Here is a 23669-nt window from a genome sequence, read left to right as displayed (position 1 = left end):
CTCAGAGCTGGCTGGCGTCGAGGACGAGGACCTTGTCGGCCGACGAGACGTAGACGTGGCGGCCGTCGGGGCTGACCGCCACGTCGCGCGCCTGGTACACCGGGAGCTGGCCGCGCACCGAGGCGCTGGCGACGTCGAGCACGCTGAGCGTGCCGGCGGTCTGGCTGGCGACGTACAGGGTGCGGCCGTCGGGGCTGATCCCCATGCCGGTCGGCTGCGGCGGCACGGCGACGGTGGTCGTCGTCGCGCGGCTGGCGAGGTCGACGAACGAGACGCTGGGGCCGGTGAGGTTGGCGACGTAGGCGGCGGCGCCGTCGGGCGACAGGACGATGCGGTAGGGGTTGCCGTCGACGCGGATCTCGCCGGTGAAGCGCTGCGTCGCCACGTCGTAGAGCTGGACGAAGCCGGGGGTGCAGATCCGCTTGCACCCGGCGCCGTACACGGTGCGGCCGTCGGCGGCGATGGCGACGTCGACCGGCCACACGGTCGGCTTGAGGAGGCTCCCGGGCCCACCGCCGAGGTCGATGATCGCGAACGCCTGGTTCGCCGTGTTGGCGAGATAGACGGTGCGGTTGTCGGACGCCACCGCCAGGCGGCCGAAGCCGCCGCGCAGACGGGAGAGGAACATCACGACCGGCTTGCCGATGGTGTCGGTGGCGGTGTCGATCACCGTCAGGTCGATCGAGAACAGGTGGGTGACGTAGACGTGCGCGCCGTCCGGCGCCACGGCGATGCCGGTGCTGTTGGGATCGTCCTTCAGCGACGTCACCACCGTGTTGCTGGCGGCGTCGATGACCGTGATCGAGCCGTTCGAGGCGGCGTAGAGGCGGCGGCCGTCGGGCGAGGCGGCCAGCAGCGTCGGCGCGTCGCCCACCGGCAGGGTCGCCACCACCGCGCTCGCCGGCACGCCCGGCGCGCTCGGCGCCAGCCCGCCGCAGCCCATGAGCCCAGCCAGCAGCAGAACGAGGATCCGCACGCGCGGCGTTGTAGCACCGGGCGGGCCGCCGTGCACCTGCGAGATCGCGGCTCCGCGGCCCCGACGCGAATCGGTGGCCGGTCCGCGCGACGCGTCCCGGACGCGTCCGCGGCGTCGCGGCGGCGGTCACGGCCGCGTTGCGCCCGCCGGGATCTCGGGATCTATTGTCATACATTTTACCGGTGCGCTTCGTATGGGATCGCAGGAAGGCGACGGCAAATCTCCGCAAGCACGGCGTCTCGTTCGAGGAGGCCGCGTCGGCATTCGACGACGAGCTCGGCGCCTACTACCCCGACACGCTGCACGCCGACCGCTTCTCCTGATCGGCTATTCGCGCCGCGAGCGCCTGCTCTACGTCGTCCATGCGGAGGTCCAGCTCGACGTCATCCGCATCATCAGCGCCAGAAAGGCCACCAGGCATGAACAGACGCGCTACGAGAGCGACTGATCCACTCGCCGGGCCGGTCGACTTCGCGCGCTTCGGCCCCGTCCGCCGCAATGCCTTCGCCGGCGCCGGCGCGCCCGGCGGACCGTCGCTGCAAGCGCTGTGGGAGATGCCGCAACTGGCGACCGAGGTGGTGCTGCTGCGGCGGGGTCATCCGGGCCGCGGCAAGCGCCGAACGACGGTGGCGAGATCGGTCCGCCTGCCGGAAGCCCTGTGGAAGCAGCTCGAGACGACGGCGCGCGCCAAGCACCTCAACCTGCACCAGGCGATGCGGGCGGCGCTGTTGGGGTGGATTCGCCGGGCCGGCTGAGCGGACGAGCCGCCGGTTGCCGTCCGTGTCGGGCAGCGGTCGCGCATCGGCCGTGGCCGGACGACGACGGAGCCGTCGCGGCCGGTGAGATCGCTGTCATCTGCCCTCGTCTCCTCGGGCCATGGCCTTTCACGCGCGGCGTTGGTAGCGCTGGGAAGCCGGCAGCGTCGGGGCTGCCGCGCGAAAGGGGACGTTCCATGAAGGCATCGCTCTGCTTCGCTCTGGCGCTCGCCGTGCTGACGGCATCGGCCGCGCCGGCCGCCGACACCGCGCGCTACATCCTGCCGCCGGGCAATTACGGCGGCCTGCCGACGACGTCGCATTCCACCGATCAGTTGCCGCTCTATTCCGGGCTGACGCCGCTGCGCGACAACATCACGCCGGCGGACATCGAGCACTTCTACCTGCCCGAGGACTTCCAGCCGATCGAGCCCTCGCAGGAGGAGGCGACCGGCCGGCCCGGCACGCACATCCGCTACGACGCGTATGGCATTCCGCACATCTACGGCAACACCCGCGCCGACGTCGCCTTCGGCGCCGGCTGGGTGACGGCGCGCGACCGCGGCCTGCTGTTGCAGGTCGGGCGCGGACCGGCGCGCGTCGCCGTCGCCGACGTGCCGAACATCGACGCCTTCTCGCTGGTCACCAGCATCCAGCCGTTCACGCCGAGCGCGGAGGCGGAGGCGCTGGTGACGCAGCAGGTGCAGCTCATCCGCGACACCTACGGCGCCGACGGCGAGGAGCTGCTCGCCGACGCGCAGGCGTACGCCGATGGCGTCAACGCCTACTGGGCGGCGCACCAGATCGACCAGCCGCCGGTGGGGGTGAACGACGTCGTCGCGGTGACCGCGTTCATCGGCTCGATATTCGGCGCCGGCGGCGGCGGCGAGGCGGCGAACGCCGACCTGCTGGCCAAGCTGCAGGGGCAGCTCGGCGCCGACGCCGGCCACCAGGCGTGGTCCGACGTCATGCTCGCCGACGACCCGGAGGCGCCGACGACGATCAGCCGCCGCTTCAACTACCCGACGCTCACCGGCGGCGCGGTGACCGGCTCGGTGGTCCTCGATGCCGATTCGATCCAGAGCATCGATCCCAAGCAGTCGCCGGCCCAGGCGGCGGCGGCGCCGGCGCGCCGGCGCGCCTCGAACTTCCTGGTGACGGCGCCGATGCGCTCCGCCACCGGCAACTCGCTCGCCGTCATGGGGCCGCAGCTCGGCTACTACTACCCGGAGATCGTGCAGCAGATCGACCTGCACTACCCGGACTTCACCGCCCAGGGCGCCGCCGTGCCGGGGCTGGCGATGTACATCCTCATCGGCCGCACCCCGGACTACGCGTGGAGCCTCACCTCGGCCGGCCACGACGTGCGCGACGTCTTCGCCGAGCAACTCTGCGAGCCGGACCACTCGGCGCCCACCCGCGCCTCGACCCACTACCTGTTCAACGGCGAGTGCCGCGCCATGACCAGCTTCAACGCCGGCCTGCTCGGCACCACGCCGCTGGTCTACAACCTGACCGTGCACGGCCCGGTGTTCGCCACCGCGACGGTGAACGGCCAGCCGTACGCGCTGTCGCGCCAGCGCTCGACCTTCGGCCGCGACGTCCTCAACCTGGTGGCGCTCAAGCACATGACGGAGGGCAGGGCGCGCTCGCCGCGCAAGTTCTGGCACATCGCCAACGAGTTCGGCTTCACCTTCAACTGGGCCTACGTCTCGCGCCGCGCCACCGCCTACTTCTCCTCGGGCCTGCTGCCGAAGCGCTCGGCCGGCCTCGACCGCCGGCTGCCGACGCTCGGCACGGGCGCGTACGAATGGCAGGGCTTCCTCTCCGAGCGACGGCACCCGCACGCCGTCTTCGGACCCGGCGGCCTGCTGCTCAACTGGAACAACCGCTCGGCCCCGGGCTTCATGCACGGCGATGACGAGCCGTACGGTTCGGTGCAGCGCGTCGAGAACTTCGACAAATGGCCGGCGCTGGCGCGGATCACCGACAACGTCGGGATCATGAACCGCGCCGCGACCGAGGACGTGCGCTCGTCGGCCTGGCCGGTGATCAGCCGCGTCCTGCGCACCGGCGCCGCGCCGGACGCCCGCGACCAGCAGATCCTCGACATCGTCGACGAATGGATCGGGCGCGACGCGCCGCGCCTCGACGCCGATCTGGACGGCTTCTTCGATGACGCCGGCACGGCGGTCTTCGACGCCATCTGGCGGCCGCTCGTCAACGCCGTCATGTCGCCGGTCATCGGCGCGCTGATCCCGCAGCTCGACCGCATCCGCGACCTCGACGGCCTCGAGGGCGCCTCCTACGTCGACAAGGACCTGCGCACCCTGCTCGGCGATCCGGTGCGGGGGCGGTTCAACCTCGCCTACTGCGGGGCCGGCGATCTGGCGGCCTGCCGTGCCTCGCTGTGGCAGGCGATCCATCAGACCGCCGCCACCGTCGCCGCGCAGCAGGGCCAGGCGGACCCGTCCCTCTGGCGCAAGACGGCGTCGCGCACCGGCTTCGTCCCCGGCCTGCTGCCCGACACCTTCCCCACCACCAACCGCCCGACCTTCCAGCAGGTGCTGGAATTCGAACGCGGCGGCAGGTGAGGGCGCGGGGCCGATCCGCGAACGGCCAGCACCCCGGCGGCGTTGGCCGGCGCCGCGGCGGGCGGACGGGTGGCCACAGGCGCGCGCGCCGGTCAGCGGGTGCTGCGCCTGGGTGCCGACCGCCGCGCCGGCGCGGCGCCGCGCCGGACCGCGGCATGCGCACCGCCGCTGTCCCACGCGGATGGCGAAGCGCGCATCGAAGCACGCATCTGCCGCAACCTCGAGCGCCACTGCCCCGATGCCTTCCTGGTGAACCTGTCGAACCCGATGAGCCGTGTGACGCTGGCCATCAACAGGGGCACGAAGGTGCGCAATGTCGGCATGTGCCGCGAAATGCCCATCGGCGTGGTGCGCCTGGCGCGGCTCCTGCGCATGTCGACCCGACGCATCGACGCCCGCGCCTCCGGCATCAACCACTTCACCTTCTTCACGCAGATGCAGGATCGCGACAGCGGCGAAGACCTGCTGCCCCGGGTGCGGGCGCTCGCGCCGGCCAGGCTGAGGATGCCTGTCCTCAGACGACGTCTGCCGCCATGGCCGAATTGACCGCCGACAGCTTCGCGAAGATCGCGCCGTAACCCCCGCGCCCGCCCGCCGAGGTCGTCAGAGCCGTGCCGCGGCATCGACGCAGCCGTTCAGCGCGCGGTCGACGGCGCGCACCAACTCGGCGATCGAGACGCGCCCATCGCGGTCGCCATCCACCGCCGGGCAGGCCGACGGGGGCAGCGTATCGAGCGCCATGCTCACGGCGCGCACCAGCTCGTCGACCAGCACGACCCCGTCGCCGTTGCAGTCGCCGGCGCAGGCAGCCGGCGGCAGCGTCTCGGTCGGCGAGGGAGACGGTGACGCGGAGGGGCTCGGCGTCGCGCTCGTCGTCGTCGTCATGCTGCGCGTCGGGGCGGGCGTCGCCGTTGCCGACGGCACGGCCGGCGAGGAGGACGGCGACGGCGTGGCGGTCGCGGTGATGGTCAGCGACGGCGGCGGCGTCGCCGACGCGGTCGGCGAGGCGCTGCCGGTGCGCGTCGCGCTCGCGCTCGCGGTCGCCGGGCCGATCGACAGGGTCGCCGTGCCGGTCGCGCTGGCGACCGGCGTGCTCGTCGCGGACGCGCTCGCGCTCGCGGTGCGGCTCGGGGAGACGGACGGCGATGGCGTGGCGGTCGCGGTGATGGTCAGCGACGGCGGCGGCGTCGTCGACGCGGTCGGCGAGGCGCTGCCGGTGCGCGTCGCGCTCGCGCTCGCGGTCGCCGGGCCGATCGACAGAGTCGCCGTGCCGGTCGCGCTGGCGACCGGCGTGCTCGTCGCGGTCGCGGTCCCGCTCGCGCTCGCCGTGCGGCTCGGGGAGACGGACGGCGACCGGGTGGCGGTGAGGGGCGGCGTCGCGGTCGGTGGCGCCGCGATCGGCGCGCCGCCCCAGAAGCCCGCACCGATTCCGTAGTCGCTGCCGCCGGCGCCGCCGGCGAGCGGCTGGCCGATCGCCGCGCCGAGCTGAAAGCCGCCACCCGTCGCCGCGCTGGCGCCGCCGCTGTGCGTGGCGCCGCGTTTCAGGCCGTAGGGCTGGCCGAGCGCACGCGGCGCCGCGGCCGCGAGCAACAGCAACGCGAGCACGCCGGCGCGCACCGCCGTCTGTCGCCGTCGTCGGATGGGCAGCCCTCCTCGGCGCTGCAGGCGTGAGGATCGACCGAACGATGTTCGATCGGCGTCAGCCGACCGCTACGTCTGCCATGGCACGCCGGACGAGTCCGCCGGCTGGTAGGCGCAGAACGCGCCGGTTCGGATCGACGCCTCCAGGTGGCGGGCCAGCAAGGGGGCGGATTCGCGGATGCGCTTGAGGCTGTCGGAGATGGCGCGCGTCACGTTGACGCGCGCGCGTTCGGTCGCCGCGGCGGCGCGCCGGTCGCGGCCGCCGAGGCCGACCGCGGCGGCGAGCTGTTGCGACAGGCGCGCGATCTCCTCGTGCATGCGCGCCACGCGGCCGCTGTCGGCGAAGCCCTCCGCTTCGGCGAGCTCGGCGCGCAGCTCGGCAAGCCGCTCGCGATACGCCTGCTTGGCGCGCGGATCGAGCAGCTCGCCGGCGTCGCCGAGGCCGCCGACGGCCAGCTCGTCGCCGGCGGCGGCGAGCGGCCCGGTGCCGTCGGCCGGCGCGCGGGTGAGCGCGATGAGGTCGAGGACGTGGAACTCCTGTCCGGGCGAGCGCAGCAGGTGCGCCATGTAGATCAGCCCCTTCGACCCGCGCAGCCGCCCCCATTCGGTCTGGTAGCCGATCGTCCAGTACTCGCCCTCGCGGCGGAAGAGCCGCATCGGCGCCGCGTCGGCCGGCCCCGCCGCGGCGGGCGTCGCGCGCGCGTCGAGCACGCGGAATGCCGCCACGGGGCGGGCGAACCCGCGCAGCGCCAGCTCGCCGGGCGTGTCGCAGCGTGCCATCGGCTCGAGCGCGGCGCGCAGGCGTTGCGCGGCGAGGATCTCGCCCGCTGCGGCCGCCTCGCCGAGGCGCGCCGCGACCTGCGTGACGGTGCCGATCGCGGCGTACGCGGAGCGGGCATCGAAACCGATCGGCCCGAGCGTCGCGTAGCCCTGGGCGATACCGAGGCCGACGTGCAGGTCGAAGCCGCGTTGCGCCCACTGCGCCGCCAGCGCGCGGCCGCGCTCGCGCACCGCCAGCGCCAGGCGCAGGGCGCGTTCCGCGGCATCCGGTTGCGGCAGTGGGTCGTTGAAGAGGACCGTCATGCCGTCGCCGGTGACGCGCTCGATGGTGCCCTGGTAGTCGACGACGAGACGGCCGATGGCGAGGTGGAACTCCTGCAGCACGCCCATCACGTCTTCCGGCGCCGCGGTCTCGGCGAAGGCGGTGAAGCCGCGCAGCTCCAGGGCCAGCACGACGATCTCGCGGCGGTGGCTGGCGAGCGGATCGCCGGCCCCGCCGGCCACCACCTGGGCGACGATCTGCGGCGGCAGAAAGCGCTTCAGCGTCTCCAGGCGCTCGAGCGCCGTCACCTGCTCGCGCACCCGCTGCTCCAGCGAGCGGTTCCACTCGGCGAGCTGGCCGGCCTGGTCCTCGACCCGGTCGTAGAGCTGTTTGACGCGCAGCAGCGAGCGGACGCGCGCCAGCAGCTCGGGCTGGCTGATCGGCTTGGCGAGGAAGTCGTCGGCCCCCGCCTCCAGCCCCTTGACCCGCTCGCTCGACGGCTCCAGCGCGGTGACCATCACGACCGGCAGCACGGCGCTCCGCGGCCGGGCGCGAATGGCGCGGCAGACGTCATAGCCGCTCATCTCCGGCATGACGACGTCGAGCAGCACGAGGTCGGGGGGGTCGTCGGCGAGGCGCTGCAGCGCTTCGGGCCCGGAGGCGGCGAGCACCACCTCGTAGCCGCTGGCGGTCAGCAGGTCGGCGAGCAGCTTGCGGTTGCGCGGCGTGTCGTCGACCACCAGGATGCGTCCGCTCATCAGGTCACCGGGATGCTGAAGGTGAAGGTCGAACCCTCGCCCGGCGCGCTGCGCACCCACAGCCGCCCGCCGTGCAGCTCGACGAGCCGCCGCGCCAGGCCGAGGCCGAGGCCAGAGCCCTCGGTCTTCGCGCCGGCGTCGCCGCCGACCTGACGGAACTCCTCGAAGATCGCCCGCTGATCGGCCGCGGCGATGCCGACGCCGGTGTCGCGCACGGCGATCTCGCAACTGCCGTTGCGGCGCGAGGCGTGGACGTCGACGCGCCCGCCGCTGGGCGTGAACTTCACCGCGTTGGCGAGCAGGTTGACCAGCACCTGGCGCACCTTGCGCTCGTCGGCGAGCAGCTCGCCGACGTCGGCGTCGACCGTCGCGGCAAGCGCCACCCCCTGGCGCTCGGCGCGCTCGCGCACCAGCGTCAGCGCGCCGTCGATCACCGCCGGCAGGTCGAAGCGGCTCGGCTCCAGCTCCATGCGGCCGGCCTCGATCTTCGACAGATCGAGCACGTCGTTGATCAGCGCCAACAGGTGCTGGCCGGAATCGCGGATGTCCTCGACGTACTCCGCCTGCTTGGGGTTGAGCGGACCGAACGGACGACTCGCCAGCAGCTCGGCGAAGCCGATGATGGCGGTGAGCGGCGTACGCAGCTCGTGCGACATGTGGGCGAGAAAGGCCGACTTGTGACGGCTCGCCGCTTCGAGCTGGCGGGTGCGCTCGGCCAGGTCGGCGGTGCGCGCCGCGACCCGCGCCGCCAGCTCGTGGTTGAGCGTCTGCAACTCGCCGAGCAGGCGGCCCTGCTCGCGCGCGCTGCGCTCCAGGTCGCTGCGCAGCAGGTTGAAGCGGTCGGCGAGGCCGAGCGACAGCGTGATCGCGGTCGAGAGGACGACCAACTCGAAGGCGCGGTCGGTGACCACGTTGCTCGGCGCCAGGCCGTAGCCGCGCAGGCCCCAGACGAACAGCGCGGCGATGCCGATGCTCCAGGTGAGCACGTAGTAGCGCGCCGGGCGGAAGCCGGCGCGCCAGCACACCACGCCGCTGACCACCATCAGCGCCGCGCCGCTCAGGCCGACGGCGCCGCCGAGCACGATGAACGCGTGGACGGAGCCGATCAGCGGCCAGAGCAGAAAGAGCACGCCGACGCCGGTGAGGAGGCGCAGGGCGCGGTCGAGCCGCGGCGCATGCGTGGCGGTGAGCAGGAAGCTGCGCGCGAACAGTCCGGCGAAGGCGAAGGCGAGCAGGGCGGTGAGGTGGACGGACCATTGCGCCAGGCGTGGCGCGGTCGGCCACAGGTACTGGGCCGCGAAGCCGTTCAGCGAGGCGTGATACAGCGTCCAGGCGCCGACCAGCAGCACGTAGTAGAGGTAGGCGCGGTCGCGCAGCGTCAGCAGCAGGATCAGGTTGTAGACCACCAGCACCGCCAGCGCGCCGTAGTAGATGCCGAAGCCGAAGGCGTCGCGCTGCTGCTCGAGCGCGAAGGCGTCGGCCGACCAGAGCGTCAGCGGCAACAGCATGGTGTCCTCGCCGGCGACGCGCAGGTACACGGTGTCCTCCGCGCCGGCGGACAGGCGCAGGCGGAAGGTCGGGTTGCGGGCGGGGATCGGCCAGCGCGCGAACGGCAGCGCGTCGCCGGCCTCCTGTCGCACGACGCCGCCGGCGCCGTCGGGCAGCCAGGCGGTGACGCGATCGACCACCGGCCACGGCACTTCGAGATACCACTCGCCGGCGGTGGCGGCGCGCAGCGGCAGGCGCACCCACCAGGCCGAGTCGCTGAGGCCGAGGTTGGGCACCGTGTCGGTGGTGGCGACGAATGCCTCGGCCAGCGGCGGCGCGCGCACCTCGTCGATGGTGAAGCGCTGGTCGGCATCCTCCAGCAGCGCGAACCGTCCGGCGAGGCGGTACTCGCCATGCCTTCCGTCCAGCCGCAGCGGCGGCGCGGCGCGCGCGGCGCCGGCCAGGGTGGTCCCGGCGATGAGGATGGATGCGATGAGGTGTCGCGGCGGCACGCGATTCCCGTCCGCCTGGACGTTCGCGCACCTGCCGGCGGCCGGTCAACCGCGACGCGGCGATTCATCCGTGCCGAGCGCGTCGCATCAGAAGATGAACAGCGCAAACGAGGCGTCGATGGAGTCGCCGTCGTCGTTCGTCTGGATGGTGACGTAGAACACGCGCGGGGCGTTGATCGAGATGTTGAGGTTGGTCTGCGCGAGGCCGGAGTTGGCGGGCGTGGCGCTGATGAATCGGTTGTTGATGTCGAACGGAGCCGTGATGGGGTAGCCGCCCGTCGCGCCGGCGCTGACCTGGAATCCGCAGGGCGGCGTGAACACCGCGGCGCCGGTCGCCTGGGAGTTGTAGCAGCGGCTGATCGTGCGGTTGCCTTCGACGTAGAGCATCGCCTTGACCCAGCCGCCGGCGGCCAGCGACTGCACCGCGTTGCCCTGCGCCGCGATGGCGGGACCAGTGCCACTGTTGACCGCGACCACGCCCGCGCCGGTGTTGCTGCTGCTGGTTCCCGAAACCCCGGGTCCGGCGGCGCTGCTGCCGGACACGCCGGTGCCACCGCTGGCGGTGGCTTCGCCCCGGACGCCGATGCCGCTGCCGACCGTCGAGCGGCCGTAGACGCCGGTGGCGCCGTCGCCGCGCGTGCCGACGCCAGTCGGGTTGCTCGAGGCGCCGTAGACGCCGGCGGTATCCGCGGCGCCGGCGCCGGTGATGCCGGCCACCCCGGTGCCGCTCAGGCTCTCGCCGTGCACGCCCTCGCCGCTGTAGCTGTCGCCGAAGACGCCGCGGCTGCTGCCCTGGGCGCTCCCCCAGATGGCGCGGTTGGCGTAGCTGATGGCGCGCACGGCGGGCTGCGTGTCGCTGTAGACGTGCAGTTTCCCGTCCAGCGCGCCGTCGACCCCGATGCCGACCTGTCCGGCGGTGTTGATCGACACGCCGCTGGTCTGATTGGGCGGTCCGGTGCCCGGCCCGGCGACCAGCTTCACCGTGGAGTCGTTGAAGCGCAGGTCGGTGCGATTGTTCGCGCCGATGATCGAGACGCCCGACTCGCCGCTGGGCGAGCCGAGCTGCACGTAGCCGCCGCTGCCGCCGGGGCTGACGCGCGCCGGGCCATTCACCGCCAGCGCGACGCCGTTCGGCAGGGCGGCGCCGCCGACCGCGGCCGTCGCCGCGCTGAGCACGCCGCCGACGGTGCCGTTGCCGGCGATGTTGAAGCGCGCGTTGGTCTGCGGCGTCGTGCCGTTCTGGATGTAGCTGCCGCTGCCCGCCGGCACGCTGGATGCCGGAATCGCGCCGTTCACCTTGCTGCCACTGATCGACTGGATGTGGGTGTCGGAGACGCAGCCGACGCAGGCGCTGGACAGCGAATCGGCCGTCGCGGCGCCGAGCGTGCGGATGGCGTACGGCGCCGAGCTGATCTGCTGGCGCGGCGTCAGGGTGGTGAAGCCGCCGCTGCCCGCCGGGCGCACGGCGATCTCCAGAAAACGGCTGGCGCCGGGAAACGCGCTGACGCCGAAGTCGAGCTGCACGGTGAAGACGCCGGCGGCGACGGCCACGGCCGACCTGATCTGATCGCCGCCGATCTGCGCGCCGCCGGCGGCGGCCGGAAACAGGCCGAAGCGCAGGTCGAAGCTGCCGTCGGCCGGCGCGTCGCCGCTGCGCAGCTCGCCCTGATACGTGAACGCCGTCGGCTGCCCCGTCGCCGCCAGCGGCAGCACGAGCAGCACCCCGAACGCGACGAAGGAGAGCCCTGTCTTCATCCCTGCGAGCCGACTCCTGCGCCGCTCAGAAGATGAACAGCGCGAACGACGCCGCGGCGTAGTCGCCATCCACCGTCTGCAGCGACACGTCGAAGAGTCGCGGCATGCTGACCAGCACGTTGGGGATCGTCTGCGCGGTGCCCGATGGCGAGGAGGTGACGCTGATGAAGCGCTGGTGGATGTCGAACGGCGGCGTGATGAAGTACACACCGGTGTACTGGACGCCGAAGCCGCAGGGCGGCGTCGACACGGCGCTGCCGCTGGTCTGCGAGTTGTAGCAGCGGCTGATGGCGCCGTTCGCTTCGATGAACAGCATCGCCTTCACCCAGCCGCCGTGCGTCAGCGTCTGCTTGGCGTTGCCGTCCGCCGCGATGGCGGTGGCGCCGGCGGTATTGCTGGCCTGGATGGCCGCGCCGGTGACGCTGCTGGTCGTTCCCCACACGCCCGGGCCCGAAGGGCTCGAGCCGTACACGCCGGTGCCGCCGCCGGCGCCCGCTTCGCCCGTCACGCCGACCCCGCCGCCGACCGTCGAGCGGCCGTAGACGCCCGTGGCGCCGTCGCCGCGGGTGCCGACGCCGCCCGCCCCGCTCGCGGCGCCGAACACGCCCGGGTTGTTGACGCTGCCGGCACCGGTAACCCCGGCGACCCCGGTGCCGCTCTGACTCTCGCCGTGCACGCCCTCGCCGCTGACGCTGTCGCCGAACACGCCGCGGCTGCTGCCCAGGCTGCTCCCCCAGATGGCGCGGTTGCCGTCGCTGATCGCGCGGATGCCAGGCTGCTGGTTGCCGAAGACGTGTAGCTGCCCGCCCAACGCGCCGTCGGCGCCGACGCCGACCTGGCCCGCGGCATTGATCGACAGGCCGCTGATCGAGCCGGGCGGTCCGCCGCCTGGCCCGGCGACGAGCTTCAGCGTGCCGTCGTTGAAGCGCAGATCGGCGCGATTGTTGGCGCCGATGATCGACAGGCCGGTCTCGCCGCCGGGGCTGCCGATCTGCACGAAGCCGCCGCTGCCGCCGGGACTGACGCGCGCCGGGCCGTTCACGGCCAGCGCGACGCCGTTCGGCACGGTCGCGCCGCCGACCGCGGCGGTCACGGCGCTGAGCACGCCGCCGATGGTGCCGTTGCCGGCGACGTTGAAGCGCGCGTTGGCCTGCGGCGTCGTGCCATTCTGGATGTAGCTGCCGCTGCCCCCCGGCACGCTGGACGCCGGAATCTGGCCCATCAGTTTTCCGCCGCTGACGGCACCGATCTGCGCGTCGCTGATGCAGCCGACGCAGGCGCTCGACAGGCCGTCGGCGGTGGCGGCGCTGAGCGTGCGGATGGCGTACGGAGAGGAGCTGATCTGCTGGCGCGGCGCCAGGGTGGTGAAGGCACCGCTGCCGGCCGGCCGCACCGCGATCTCGAGGAAGCGGTTGGCGCCCGGAAAGGCGGCGGCGCCGAAGTCGAGCTGCACGGTGAAGACGCCGTCGACCACCGGCACCGCGGAGACCGTCTGGTTGCTGCCGATCTGCGTCCCGCCGGCCGCGGCCGGAAAGAGGCCGAACCGGAGGTCGTAGCTGCCGCCGGCCGAGACGCCGCCGGAGCTCAGCTCGCCCTGATAGGTGAACGCCGTCGTCTGCGCCGCCGCCGCCAGCGGCAGTGCGAGCAGCAGCGGGATCACCACCCCGGCGCGAACAGAACCGATCGCCATCGACACCTCGCCGCCCACCAGGCGTGAGAATCGACCGAACGTCGTTCGGTGCGAGGGCTCAGCGACGACGATGGGCCCCTGGAAACGCCTCGGGGACGAACGGCCGCTTCAGGCGCACGATCCCGGCCCTGCGGGCACCCAACCGTGTTCGCCTCTCGCCATCCGGGCGCATCTGTGCTTCTCCTCCCGACGATGTCCGAGGAGGGGTCTGCTCCGCTCGCCGGCGCGTTGTACTCCCCGAGGCAGGTGGTCAGCGCCACCATGCTCGCGTCTCCGCTCGCCGGCGCATGGCTGCTCGCCGCGAACTTCCAGCGCCTTGGCGATCGACCGGCGCGGACCCGGTCCCTGACCTGGGGGATTCTCGGCACGATCGCGGTCTTCGTCATTGCCTGGTTCCTTCCCGACCGCTTTCCCCGGCTGCTGCTGCCGCTGATCTACGGGGTCATCATGCATCTGGCGGCGAACCGGCTGCAGGGCCCGGCGTTCGCGGCGCACCTCGCGGCAGGAGGGCGTCGCCACTCGTCATGGCGGGTGCTCGGCATCGGCCTGCTGGTGCTCGGGATCCTGTTGCTGACCGCCTTCGCGATCAGCGTGACGCTGGCGCTGCTTCTTCCCGACGACATGCTGTGAGCCGCGCCGGGCGAGCACGGCGTCCTGCAGCGGGTGGTGCGCCAGCACCTGGAGACCTTCCTCGCCGAGGTGCGCCCGCGGCGAGGATGGGCGGGACGCCGTACGGCGCGTCATGGCGTCGCCGCCGCTGCGCATCTCGTGCTGACGGGTAGAGCGGGCGAGGTCGTGCTCACGCATCCGCGGCTTCTGCGCTGTCCCGCCCCGAACCGCGCGACCGCGCCGCGGTTCATGCGCTCGCTCGACCTCTCCCGCCGTGTTCCGCTTTTCCACTCCCGGTGGCTCCTGCTAGGCGCGCCGGCATGACGACCGCGTTGCAGGACAAGGTGGCGCTGGTGGCGGGAGCGACGCGCGGCGCGGGCCGCGGGATCGCCGTCGCGCTCGGCGCAGCGGGGGCAACCGTGTACGCGACCGGGCGCACGACGCGGACGCAGCGTTCCGAGATGGACCGCCCGGAAACCATCGAGGAGACCGCCGAGCTGGTGACGGCGGCGGGCGGACGCGGCATCGCCGTCCGCGTCGACCATCTCGTCCCGGAGGAGGTGCGCGCGCTCGTCGCACGCATCGAGCGCGAGCAAGGCCGTCTGCACGTGCTGGTGAACGACATCTGGGGCCTCACGACGATGGAGTGGGGCAAGCCCGTGTGGGAGTCGTCGCTCGACCTCGGGCTGCACACGCTGCGCCGCGCCGTCGACACGCACGCCATCACGAGCCACTTCGCGATCCCGCTGCTGTTGAAAACGCGCGGTGGCCTGGTCGTCGAGGTCACCGATGGCACCGACGCCTACAATGCGCGCCACTACCGCGTCTCGTTCTTCTACGACCTCGCCAAGGCGGCGGTGAACCGCATGGCCTTCGCCCTCGCGCACGAGCTCGGGCCGCACGGGGCGACGGCGCTGTCGCTCACGCCGGGTTGGTTGCGCTCGGAGGCGATGCTCGATGCCTATCGGGTGACGGAGGCTACCTGGCGCGACGCGACGAAGGTCCAGCCGCACTTCGCGATCTCCGAGACCCCCACCTACGTCGGCCGCGCCGTCGTGGCGCTCGCGTCCGATCCGGACGTCGCGCGCTGGAACGGCGCGTCCGTGTCGTCGGGCGAGCTCGCGCGGGTGTACGGCTTCACCGACGTCGACGGCAGCCGCCCCGACGCGTGGCGCTACCTCGTCGAGGTGCAGGACGCCGGGAAGCCGGCGGACGTGACCGGGTATCGCTGAACATGCCGGCGCTGTCCTCGGCGCAGCGCGCCGGCGGCCCGGACCGGAAGACGGCGGTGGCGCTCGGCTCCATGGCCGCTCGGCGCCCCATCCGTATCGTCCGCCGACCCGGACCGGGCGCCGGCCGCGGCGGGTGTCACGCCACGCCGGAGCAGATGGCCGCGCCTTGATGGTCCAGGGTCGCGCTGGTTCTCGGCGTGGCCAACGCACGCCTCCGCTCGATCCGCGGGCCGAGGCGCGGGAGCTCCGTCCCGACGTGTGCCGCCCCTGAGCCGGCTCGCCGTGCACCCCGATCTCCGTCAGGACCGTGCAAGGTCGGCGCCCCCTCGTTTGGAAACCGGCAGCGATGTGGTAGCTGCCCAAGGGGCCCCGCTCCCGGGGCCACCAGAGCCATCGACGATGACGACACGAGCTGCCGCCAAATCGCCCCCGACCGAGACCGTGAAGCCGAGCCTCGACAACCCGTTCGCCGAGGCCCCGACGATCCGCGACGAGAGCCTGCCGCCCTACGACCAGGCGCTGCGCGACGGCGAGGAGCTGCGCCGCCGGCCGTACACCGCCGCCGGCACCGTGCAGATCCTGCGCCAGCACGCCCGCAACCGGATGACCGTCTGGGAGCGCATCGACGCGCTGCAGGATCGCGACGCCCAGGCGACCGTGCTCTGGCAGAACTGGGGCAAGAACCTCGACGGCGCCTCGATCGCCACCCTGGTGACCACCATCAACGGCCGTGACGTCGCCATCTACGGCCACGACTTCACCGTCCGCGCCGGCTCGATGGACGCCACCAACGGCCGCAAGCTGGCCAACCTGATCTACCTGGCCGGCGAGCGCGGCATGCCGCTGATCGGCATGAACGACAGCGCCGGCGCCTACGTGCCGGCCGGCATCGGCGGTCTCGACGGCTACGCCGAGGCGTTCACCGCCCTGCGCCGGATCAGCGGCGTCGTGCCGAGCATCATGTGCATGTTCGGCTTCAACGCCGGCGGCGGCTCCTACCTGCCGCGCCAGGGCAGCTTCATGATCCAGCCCGACGACACCTTCTTCGGCCTCACCGGGCCGGGGGTGGTGAAGAGCGTGCTGGGCGAGGACGTGTCGCCCGACGAGCTCGGCGGCCCGCGCGTCCACGGCGCCTCCGGCGTCACCGACGTGTGCGTCACCGACGAGGTGGCGGCGCTGCGCACCGCCCGCCGCCTGCTCTCCTACCTGCCGAGTTCCAACAAGGTGATGGCGCCGTTCCTGCCGACCGGCGACCCGATCGAGCGCCGCACCATCGAAGTCGACGCCCTGCTGCGCAAGGCGTTCAACTCGCCGACCGGCTTCAACACCCCGCTGGACGTCTCGATCATCATCGAGCGCGTGTGCGACCGCGGCGATTACTTCGAGCTGCAGCCCGACCGGGCGCGCAACGCGATCACCGCCTTCGGCCGCCTCGGCGGGCACGTGGTCGGCTTCGTCGCCAACAACAGCGCCGTCGCCAGCGGCCAGATCGACGTCGACGCCGCCTTCAAGATCGCCCGCTTCGTCCGCTTCTGCTCGCTGTACAACGTGCCGGTCATCTTCATCGAGGACACCACCGGCTTCCTGCCCGGCCGCGAGCAGGAGAGCCGCGGCATCGTCCAGGCCGGGCGCGCCATGCTCGATTCGATCATCGACCTGCGCACGCCGCGCATCCTGCTCATCCTGCGCAACGCCTTCGGCGGCGCCTACGCGGCCTTCAACTGCTACGCCACCGGCGCCGACCTGGTGCTGGCGCTGCCGACCACCCGCGTCGCGGTCATGGGCCCGGCGGGCAAGGAGTACGTCTACAAGGACGAGCTGCGCGCCGCCCGCGCCAAGGCCAGGGAGCACGGCGAGGACTGGCTCAAGGCGCAGGAGGCCGAGATCGGCCAGCGCTACGAGCGCGAGCTGATGAACCCGCGCGAAGCGCTGTCGCTGGGCTCGATCTCCGAGATCGTCATGCCCGACGACCTGCGCCACGTTCTCGCCCGCAACCTCGAAGGGCTGCTGCGCGCCTACACCCCCGGCCCGATGACCGGGCCGCAGCGCGAATTCCACTGAGGAATTTTCACCCCGGAGACGCGGCGGCGCAGAGGTCTCCGCGTCTCTGCGCCTCTGCGGTGAAGAAGATGAATGCGCCGATGAATGCCGTCGATCCGTACAGCAACAACCCGCTGGTCCATCGCGACCGGCGGCTCGGGCTCGCCGAGTCGGAGTGGGTGCGCACCTTCGCCTGCGACGACATGCGCGTCCTGATCGTCTGCCGCGGGCCGGTGCGGAAGGAAGCGATCGAGGTCTTCCGCGAGATGGGCATGACCCACATCGGCATCCTGCTCTCGGAGCGCGACAGCATCGTCTTCTCGCGCGCCCTCTCGCCCGAGGTGCGGATCATGGACCCGCGCCACGTCCATCCGGTGCCGGACTACAGCGGCGCCACCAAGGACGAGCGCGAGCAGCGCATCCAGCAGATCATCGCCATCTGCCGCGCGCACGGCTACGACTACGTCTTCGCAGGCTACGGCTTCATGGCCGAGGACGCGCACTTCGTGCGCTCGCTCGAGGAGGCCGGCCTGCGCTTCATCGGCCCGGGCTCGTATACGCAGTCGGCGGCGGGCGCCAAGGACGAGGCCAAGCGCACCGCCATCGCCAACCAGGTGTCGGTGACGCCCGGCATCAACGACGCCACGGTGCGCGCGCTGCTGCGCAAGCATCCCGACCGCGCGGCGCTGCGGCAGTGCGCCGCGCAACACCGGCTCGAGGTGGCGGGGCTGGGCGAGGACGGCGACCTGCACGCCGCCGCCGAGGCGCTGCTCGAGGCGTCGTACCGCGCCCACCTCGACCTCTTCACCATCGACGAGCTGGCGGCCGCGATCCAGGACGAAGCGGCCCGCCTGCTGCGCGAGAATCCCGGCCGCCGCTTCCGCCTCAAGGCGATCGGCGGCGGCGGCGGCAAGGGGCAGCGCATCTTCTCGGCCGCCGACGGCGTGCCCGGGCTGGTGCGCGAGATCCTCGCCGAGGTGAAGGCGGGCGGCGTCGGCGACAACAAGAACATGCTGATCGAGCTCAACGTCGAGTCGACGCGCCACAACGAGATCCAGATGCTCGGCAACGGCGCCTGGTGCGTGACGCTCGGCGGCCGCGACTGCTCGCTGCAGATGCACGAGCAGAAGCTGATCGAGGTCTCGATCACCCAGGAGGGGCTGCGCGATGCCATCGAGCGGGCGCGCGCCGCCGGCGACGGCGACAAGGCGGCGGTGCTGGCCACCGACCTCGGCGTGCTCGAGCGCATGGAGGCCGAGGCCGAGCGCTTCGGCCGCGCCGTCAAGCTCGACAGCGCCTCGACCTTCGAGTGCATCGTCGAGGGCGACCGCCACTACTTCATGGAGGTCAACACCCGGATCCAGGTCGAGCACCGCGTCTCCGAGCTCTGCTACGCCCTGCGCTTCACCGATCCGAGCGATCCGGCGGCGTCCTTCGACGTCCACTCGCTGATCGAGGCGATGGCGCTGATCGCCAGGCACGGGACGCGGCTGCCGCGGCCGACCCGGGTGCCGCGCGAGGGCGCCGCGCTGGAGGTGCGGCTCAATGCCACCGACGGCGCGCTGCAGCCGGCGGCGGGCGGCATCATGGTGTCGTGGTCGGACCCGATCGAGGTCGAGATCCGCGACGATCAGGGCATCAGCCTGAAGAACCCCGATACCGGCCTCTTCATGCGCTACCGCCTGGCCGGCGCCTACGACTCGAACGTCGCCCTGCTGCTCGCCACCGGCGCGACGCGCGAGGAGAGCTGGGCGCGCCTGACCGAGGTGCTGCGCCGCACCCGCCTGCGCGGCATCGACCTCGCCACCAACCGCGAGTTCCACCTCGGGTTGATGAACTGGTTCCTGTGCCGCGACCCGTGGGCGAAGCCGACGACCAAGTTCGTCGTGCCCTACCTGACGCTGGTCGGGCTGATCGAGCAGGAGGCGCAGCAGATCGACCTCGAATACGCCTTCCACGAGGTCGAACGCCGCCGCATCGCCGAGCTCGGCCCCGAGGCGCGCGCCTGCTTCGATCTCAAGGAGACGCTGATCGAACGGCCGCTGCGTCTGCTCTTCCACGAGCCGCACTTCCTCTCCGCCTGGCTGTCGCGGCACATGCACGACTTCGCCGTCGGCGACGGGCGGGTGACCTGGCGGCGCAACCCGGTCGAGATCCTCTACGACACCTACCGCCTGCTCGACATGATCGACGATGCCAGCGCGCCGGCGGCCGAGCTGATCTGGAGCCACGACCGCGCGCTGCTCGATACCGCCCTCGCCTTCTACGCGGCGCTGGCGCGGCACCTGCCGGCCGGCCTGGCGTGGGAGGAGATCGACCGCGCCCTGCGCGGCGCCCGGCCGGCGTTCGGCATCGCCGCCGAGCAGTGGGCGCGCGTCCGCGCCAGTCACCTCGGCCACCAGCTCGGGCTCGAGATCCTCGCCCTGGTGCCGCTGATCGCCACCCGCGCCGGCTTCTACGAGCTGCGCCTCGGCGACGACCTGTCGCCGATCATCCCCGAGCGGCTGCACGATCCGGCGCTGCAGGAGGCGATGAAGAAGGTGCTGGTGCCGCCGCCGGCGATGCGCTCGGACGAAATCGTCGCCGCCATGGGCGGCGTCTACTGGGATCGCGAGGCGCCGACCCTGCCGCCGTTCGTGCAGGTCGGCAGCCACTTCGAGAAGGGCCAGCCGCTCTACATCATCGAAGTGATGAAGATGTTCAACAAGGTCTACGCGCCGTTCTCCGGCACCGTCACCGAGCTGGTCATGCACGAGCCCGGCGTCGTCGTGCGCAAGGGCCAGACCCTGTTCAAGGTCGAGCCGGACGAGAAGCTGGTGGTCGAGGACCCGGCCGAACGGGCCCGCCGCATCCGCGCCCGCACGGACGAGTACCTGAGCAGCGTCCTATAGGTCCGCCCGCCAGGCGGGCGACCCGCGATCACCGCGTCCAGGTCATCGGCACCGCGGCGAAGCCGTGGACGTTGCTCATGTGGACGCGGCGGCAGGCGGCTTCGTCGATCTCGTACGCGGGGATGCGGGCGTGCAGCTCCTCGAGGGCGATGCGGCTCTCCAGACGGGCGAGCGCGGCGCCGAGGCACTTGTGGGCGCCGTGGCCGAAGGCGAGCTGCAACGGCACCTCGCGCGCGATGTCGAAGCGGTCGGCATCCGCGAACTGGCGCTCGTCGCGACAGGCGGCGCCGGTGAGCAGGAGGACGAAGGCGCCGCGCGGCATGGTGACGCCGTGCAGGGCGACGTCGCGGGTCAGCGTCCGCCCCTGGTACTGCGACGGCGGCCAGTAGCGCAGGCATTCCTCGACCGCGTCGGGGATGCGCCCCGGATCGGCGACCAGGCGGCGCCGCTGCTCGGGGTGGCGGGCGAGGAGCACGACGGCGTTGCCGAGCAGCTTGGTCACCGTCTCGTTGCCGGCCGCCGACAGCAGGTTGCAGAAGCCGACCAGCTCGGCGTCGGTCAGACGCTGCGCGCCGCCCTCGTCATCGATGACCTCGGCGTGCGCCAGGAGGCTGATCATGTCGTCGCTGGGATGGGCGCGCTTCTCGCTCGCGAGGGCGTAGAAGTACTGCCCGAGGCGGGCGCTGGCGGCGAGGGCGCGGGCGGGGATCTGGGGACTGTCCGCGTCCCGATCGAGCGACTCGTCGGTCCACGCGCGGACCATGTCGCGGTCGCCGTCGGGGACGCCGATCATGGCGCTGATGACCGCGATCGGCAGGCGCGCGGCGAAGTCGGCGATGAAGTCGCAGCCGCCGGCGTCGCGCATCCGGTCGAGCAGCGCGACGGCGGTGGCGCGGATGAACGGCTCGAGGGCGGCGATGCGCGCCGGGGTGAAGGCCTTGCTCACCAGGCGGCGCAGGCGCGTCTGCCGCGGCGGGTCCATGAAGATGATGATCGGAAAGCTCTCGGCGATCGCGCGGTCCATCTCCAGGACCGTGCCCTGCGCCGAGCTGTACACCTCGTGCGCCAGCGAGGCGGCGACGACGTCGTCCCAGCGCGACAGCGCGAAGAAGCCGAGCGCCTCGTTGCGATACACCGGCGCGTGATCGCGCAGCCAGCGGTACGTCGGATAGGGATCGGCGTGGAAGTCCCAGGAGAACGGGTTCAGCTCCATGCCGGCGGCTGTATCACACCCGCCGTCGCCGATGCCCGCTCGCGCCGTCAGGCGCTCGGCCGCGGACCGGACGCGTACTTCAACACCTGCACCTTCTCCATCGTCACCAGGCCCTCGCTCACCATTTCGTCGAGGATCGGCGTCAGCTTCTCGATCTGTTCGGCGGAGTCGACGATCTCCACGACCACCGGCAGGTCCTCCGAGAGGCGGAGGATGCTCGCGGTGTGCAGGACGCTGCGGGCGCCGAAGCCGGAGACGCCGTGGAAGACGGTGGCGCCGGCGAAACCCTCGCGACGCAGCCGCTCGACCAGCGCCAGGTGCAGCGGTTGATGATGCCAGCGATCCGACTCGCCGATGAAGATGCGGACCAGAACCTGCTCACCCGTCAGCACGCGCATGATCGATGCTCCCTTCAGGCGGACTGCCCCGCCAGCCACTGCGCCACGCCCCAACCGAACAGGCAGGCGATCAGACAGGCGACCACCGTGACGGCGATGTTGATCGCCGCCAGCGCCCAGGCGCCGTCCTGGAGATAGCGCATCGTCTCGTAGCTGAACGTCGAATAGGTGGTGAACCCGCCCATCAGCCCCGTGGTCAACGCCAGGCGCAGGGTCGGCGGCAGCATGCCGGCCTCGACGCCGAGATACATCAGCAGCCCGAGCAGAAACGAGCCGATGACGTTGACCGCCAGCGTCCCCGAGGGAAACGCCGGGCCGAACTGCTCGAGGACCCAACCGGACAACAGATACCGGGCGCCGCTGCCGAACGCCCCACCGACGCAGATCCAGAACAGTCGCACCGCCCACCCGCTCCTTCGCGGCAGTCTGCCTACAGGGAAGGGCGGGGTTCACACCAGGGGGGCCGCGGCCGCGGAGGCCCGGCCCTCTCCGGTGGGAGAGGGATCGGTCACTTCGCCGGACGGGTCGGCTGGCGCCGCGCCACCGGGGCGTCCTTCCCCGGGCGCCGGATCGCCACCACCATCTGCCACCGCTTCAACGCCTTCGACCACTTCCCCGTCGCGATCACCTGCATGTCCCTTCCCTCCCCACTGCGTTTCGCTGGGGAGGGGTAGGGCAAGCCGCGTGCCACGGTCGGCAGCCGGATCTCGGCAGCAGCTCCCCGGCCACTGAACGGACCTGTACAGCGGCGCCGTACAAGCGTGTGCGGTGGCCCAGCCCGGTGGACGGGGTTCCCGGGGGGCGGTTTCCGCCGGCTGCGGGAAGGGCTGGCCAACCATTCCCGCCGCGGCGGGGGGCTCTCGACCCGTGCCCCGGCCGTGGTCCGCGACGGCTTCGCGGTCGGCGCCCGACCCGAGCCTGCCTGCGCCGGGGCTAGTCTCGATACGACAAAACAACTTCACCACGGAGGCACGGAGATACGGAGGGTGCAGCGTCGGAATGGCGGGTGGGTGCGATTCCCAGGGCCATTGCTGATGGCGTTGGGGATGTCGCCCCGAACCCCCTCTGGTCCGGGTTACTCCGTGTCTCCGTGTCTCCGTGGTGAGATGTTTTCGTCAGATCGAGGCTAGTGTCCCGAGTCGGAAGTTCGTCACCTATTTCGCCGGCCCTCGACGCCCCTGGCTGCGTTGCCCCTCCTTGGAATATTCCCGATATTCCTGCGTCGGGACGCCTTGCCAGGGGCGCCGATTGCTTGCCGAAATAGGCAACGAACTTCCAACTCGGGACACTAGAGCGGCGTGACGTAGGCGCCCGCGGTGCCGCCGTCGACCAGGAAGGTCGAGCCGTTCACGTACGAGGATTCGTCGGAGGCGAGGAACAGCGCCGCGTTGGCGATCTCCTCGGCCTCGGCCAGGCGGCCCATCGGCAGGTGTACCATGCGACGGGCGCGGGCGGCGGGGTCGGCGAGCAGGGCCTGCAGCAGCGGCGTGTTGACCGGCCCCGGGCAGAGGGCGTTGGCGCGGATGTTCTGGCGCGCGAGCTCGACCGCGATCTCGCGCGTCAGCGCCAGCACGCCGCCCTTGGACGCCGTGTAGGCGCTCTGCGAGGTCGCGGCGCCCATGACGGCGACGAACGAGGCGGTGTTGATGACCGAGCCGCCGCCGGCGCGCAGCAGCGCCGGTATGCCGTACTTGCAGCCGAGGAACACGCCCTTGAGGTTGACCGCGATGACGCGGTCGAACACCGCCTCGTCGGTGTCGATCACCGAGCCGTCCTCGTCGGGAAAGATGCCGGCGTTGTTGAACAGCACGTGCAGGGCGCCGTAGCGGCGTTCGGCGAATTCGACCATCGCCGCGACGTCGGCGGCGCGGACGACGTCGCCACCGACGAAATCGGCCTCGCCGCCCGCCGCCCGCACCGCGTCGACCGTCGCCCGTCCCGCCGCTTCGATCGCGTCGGAGACCACGACCCTGGCCCCCTCCGCCGCGAAGCGCCGCGCCGAGGCGCGCCCGATGCCACCACCGGCGCCGGTGATCAGCGCCACCTTGTTCGCGAGTCGTCCTGCCATGGCGAGG

At 72.2% G+C, this 23669-nt stretch carries 18 protein-coding genes and 1 pseudogene; 9 read left to right on the top strand and 10 right to left on the bottom strand.

Features of this window, described 5'->3' with window-relative positions; genetic code table 11:
• Window position 1 precedes the first annotated feature (1 nt).
• Complete coding sequence (locus KF840_04275; GenBank protein MBX3024107.1) at window positions 2–976, bottom strand: hypothetical protein; 975 nt, start codon at window positions 974–976, stop codon at window positions 2–4.
• 193 nt (window positions 977–1169) lie between these two features.
• Between KF840_04275 and KF840_04270 the strand changes: the two genes are divergently transcribed.
• The 4 genes from KF840_04270 (at window position 1170) to KF840_04255 (ending at window position 4871) form a co-directional block, all read left to right on the top strand.
• Window positions 1170–1424, top strand: a complete 255-nt coding sequence (locus tag KF840_04270; GenBank protein ID MBX3024106.1) for a BrnT family toxin — start codon at window positions 1170–1172, stop codon at window positions 1422–1424.
• Window positions 1396–1731: a hypothetical protein gene (locus KF840_04265; protein MBX3024105.1), complete on the top strand. Its 336-nt coding sequence runs from the start codon at window positions 1396–1398 to the stop codon at window positions 1729–1731. The genes KF840_04270 and KF840_04265 overlap by 29 nt, the downstream gene beginning before the upstream one ends.
• Window positions 1732–1928: 197 nt before the next feature.
• Entirely contained in the window at window positions 1929–4325 is a 2397-nt protein-coding gene (locus tag KF840_04260; protein ID MBX3024104.1) for a penicillin acylase family protein, read from the top strand.
• A 99-nt stretch (window positions 4326–4424) separates the two neighbouring features.
• A complete protein-coding gene (locus KF840_04255) occupies window positions 4425–4871 on the top strand; it encodes a hypothetical protein (protein ID MBX3024103.1) in 447 nt (148 codons plus the stop codon).
• A 57-nt stretch (window positions 4872–4928) separates the two neighbouring features.
• Here the strand turns inward: KF840_04255 and KF840_04250 are convergent, their stop codons facing one another.
• Window positions 4929–5210, bottom strand: a complete 282-nt coding sequence (locus KF840_04250; GenBank protein ID MBX3024102.1) for a hypothetical protein — start codon at window positions 5208–5210, stop codon at window positions 4929–4931.
• Here KF840_04250 and KF840_04245 point away from each other — a divergent pair.
• Window positions 5209–5760, top strand: coding sequence for a hypothetical protein (locus KF840_04245; protein ID MBX3024101.1), 552 nt, complete (start codon window positions 5209–5211; stop codon window positions 5758–5760). The genes KF840_04250 and KF840_04245 overlap by 2 nt on opposite strands.
• Window positions 5761–6689: 929 nt before the next feature.
• Here the strand turns inward: KF840_04245 and KF840_04240 are convergent.
• The 4 genes and pseudogenes from KF840_04240 to KF840_04225 all read right to left on the bottom strand — a co-directional run bounded on the left by KF840_04240 (window position 6690) and on the right by KF840_04225 (window position 13211).
• A pseudogene (locus KF840_04240) lies at window positions 6690–7766 on the bottom strand (response regulator).
• Window positions 7766–9766, bottom strand: a complete 2001-nt coding sequence (locus KF840_04235; protein ID MBX3024100.1) for a hypothetical protein — start codon at window positions 9764–9766, stop codon at window positions 7766–7768. The pseudogene KF840_04240 and the gene KF840_04235 overlap by 1 nt, the downstream one beginning before the upstream one ends.
• Window positions 9767–9853: 87 nt before the next feature.
• On the bottom strand, window positions 9854–11521 hold the full coding sequence (locus KF840_04230; protein MBX3024099.1) for a hypothetical protein: 1668 nt from the start codon (window positions 11519–11521) through the stop codon (window positions 9854–9856).
• Between the two features lie 25 nt (window positions 11522–11546).
• Window positions 11547–13211: a hypothetical protein gene (locus tag KF840_04225; protein ID MBX3024098.1), complete on the bottom strand. Its 1665-nt coding sequence runs from the start codon at window positions 13209–13211 to the stop codon at window positions 11547–11549.
• 192 nt (window positions 13212–13403) lie between these two features.
• Here KF840_04225 and KF840_04220 point away from each other — a divergent pair, with 192 nt between their 5' ends.
• The 4 genes from KF840_04220 to KF840_04205 all read left to right on the top strand — a co-directional run bounded on the left by KF840_04220 (window position 13404) and on the right by KF840_04205 (window position 19983).
• A complete protein-coding gene (locus KF840_04220; GenBank protein MBX3024097.1) occupies window positions 13404–13841 on the top strand; it encodes a hypothetical protein in 438 nt (145 codons plus the stop codon).
• Window positions 13842–14140: 299 nt separating this feature from the next.
• Complete coding sequence (locus tag KF840_04215) at window positions 14141–15052, top strand: SDR family oxidoreductase (protein MBX3024096.1); 912 nt, start codon at window positions 14141–14143, stop codon at window positions 15050–15052.
• 399 nt (window positions 15053–15451) lie between these two features.
• Entirely contained in the window at window positions 15452–17113 is a 1662-nt protein-coding gene (locus tag KF840_04210) for an acetyl-CoA carboxylase carboxyltransferase subunit (GenBank protein ID MBX3024095.1), read from the top strand.
• Between the two features lie 80 nt (window positions 17114–17193).
• Window positions 17194–19983, top strand: coding sequence for an HlyD family efflux transporter periplasmic adaptor subunit (locus tag KF840_04205; GenBank protein ID MBX3024094.1), 2790 nt, complete (start codon window positions 17194–17196; stop codon window positions 19981–19983).
• A gap of 28 nt (window positions 19984–20011) precedes the next feature.
• Here KF840_04205 and KF840_04200 read toward each other — a convergent pair whose 3' ends face one another.
• From KF840_04200 to KF840_04185, 4 genes are all read right to left on the bottom strand, one after another.
• On the bottom strand, window positions 20012–21196 hold the full coding sequence (locus KF840_04200; GenBank protein MBX3024093.1) for a cytochrome P450: 1185 nt from the start codon (window positions 21194–21196) through the stop codon (window positions 20012–20014).
• Between the two features lie 47 nt (window positions 21197–21243).
• The gene (locus KF840_04195) at window positions 21244–21594 is read right to left on the bottom strand and encodes a DUF190 domain-containing protein (GenBank protein ID MBX3024092.1); all 351 of its coding nucleotides are present in this window, start codon (window positions 21592–21594) and stop codon (window positions 21244–21246) included.
• A 14-nt stretch (window positions 21595–21608) separates the two neighbouring features.
• A complete protein-coding gene (gene crcB / locus KF840_04190; protein ID MBX3024091.1) occupies window positions 21609–21995 on the bottom strand; it encodes a fluoride efflux transporter CrcB in 387 nt (128 codons plus the stop codon).
• Window positions 21996–22882: 887 nt separating this feature from the next.
• Window positions 22883–23662: a glucose 1-dehydrogenase gene (locus KF840_04185; protein ID MBX3024090.1), complete on the bottom strand. Its 780-nt coding sequence runs from the start codon at window positions 23660–23662 to the stop codon at window positions 22883–22885.
• Window positions 23663–23669 lie beyond the last annotated feature (7 nt).

Source organism: bacterium (assembly GCA_019637795.1).
Classification (GTDB): domain Bacteria; phylum Desulfobacterota; class Binatia; order HRBIN30; family CADEER01; genus JAHBUY01.
Note: the sequence above shows the minus strand (reverse complement) of the source record. Positions and strands in the feature narration are given on the sequence as shown.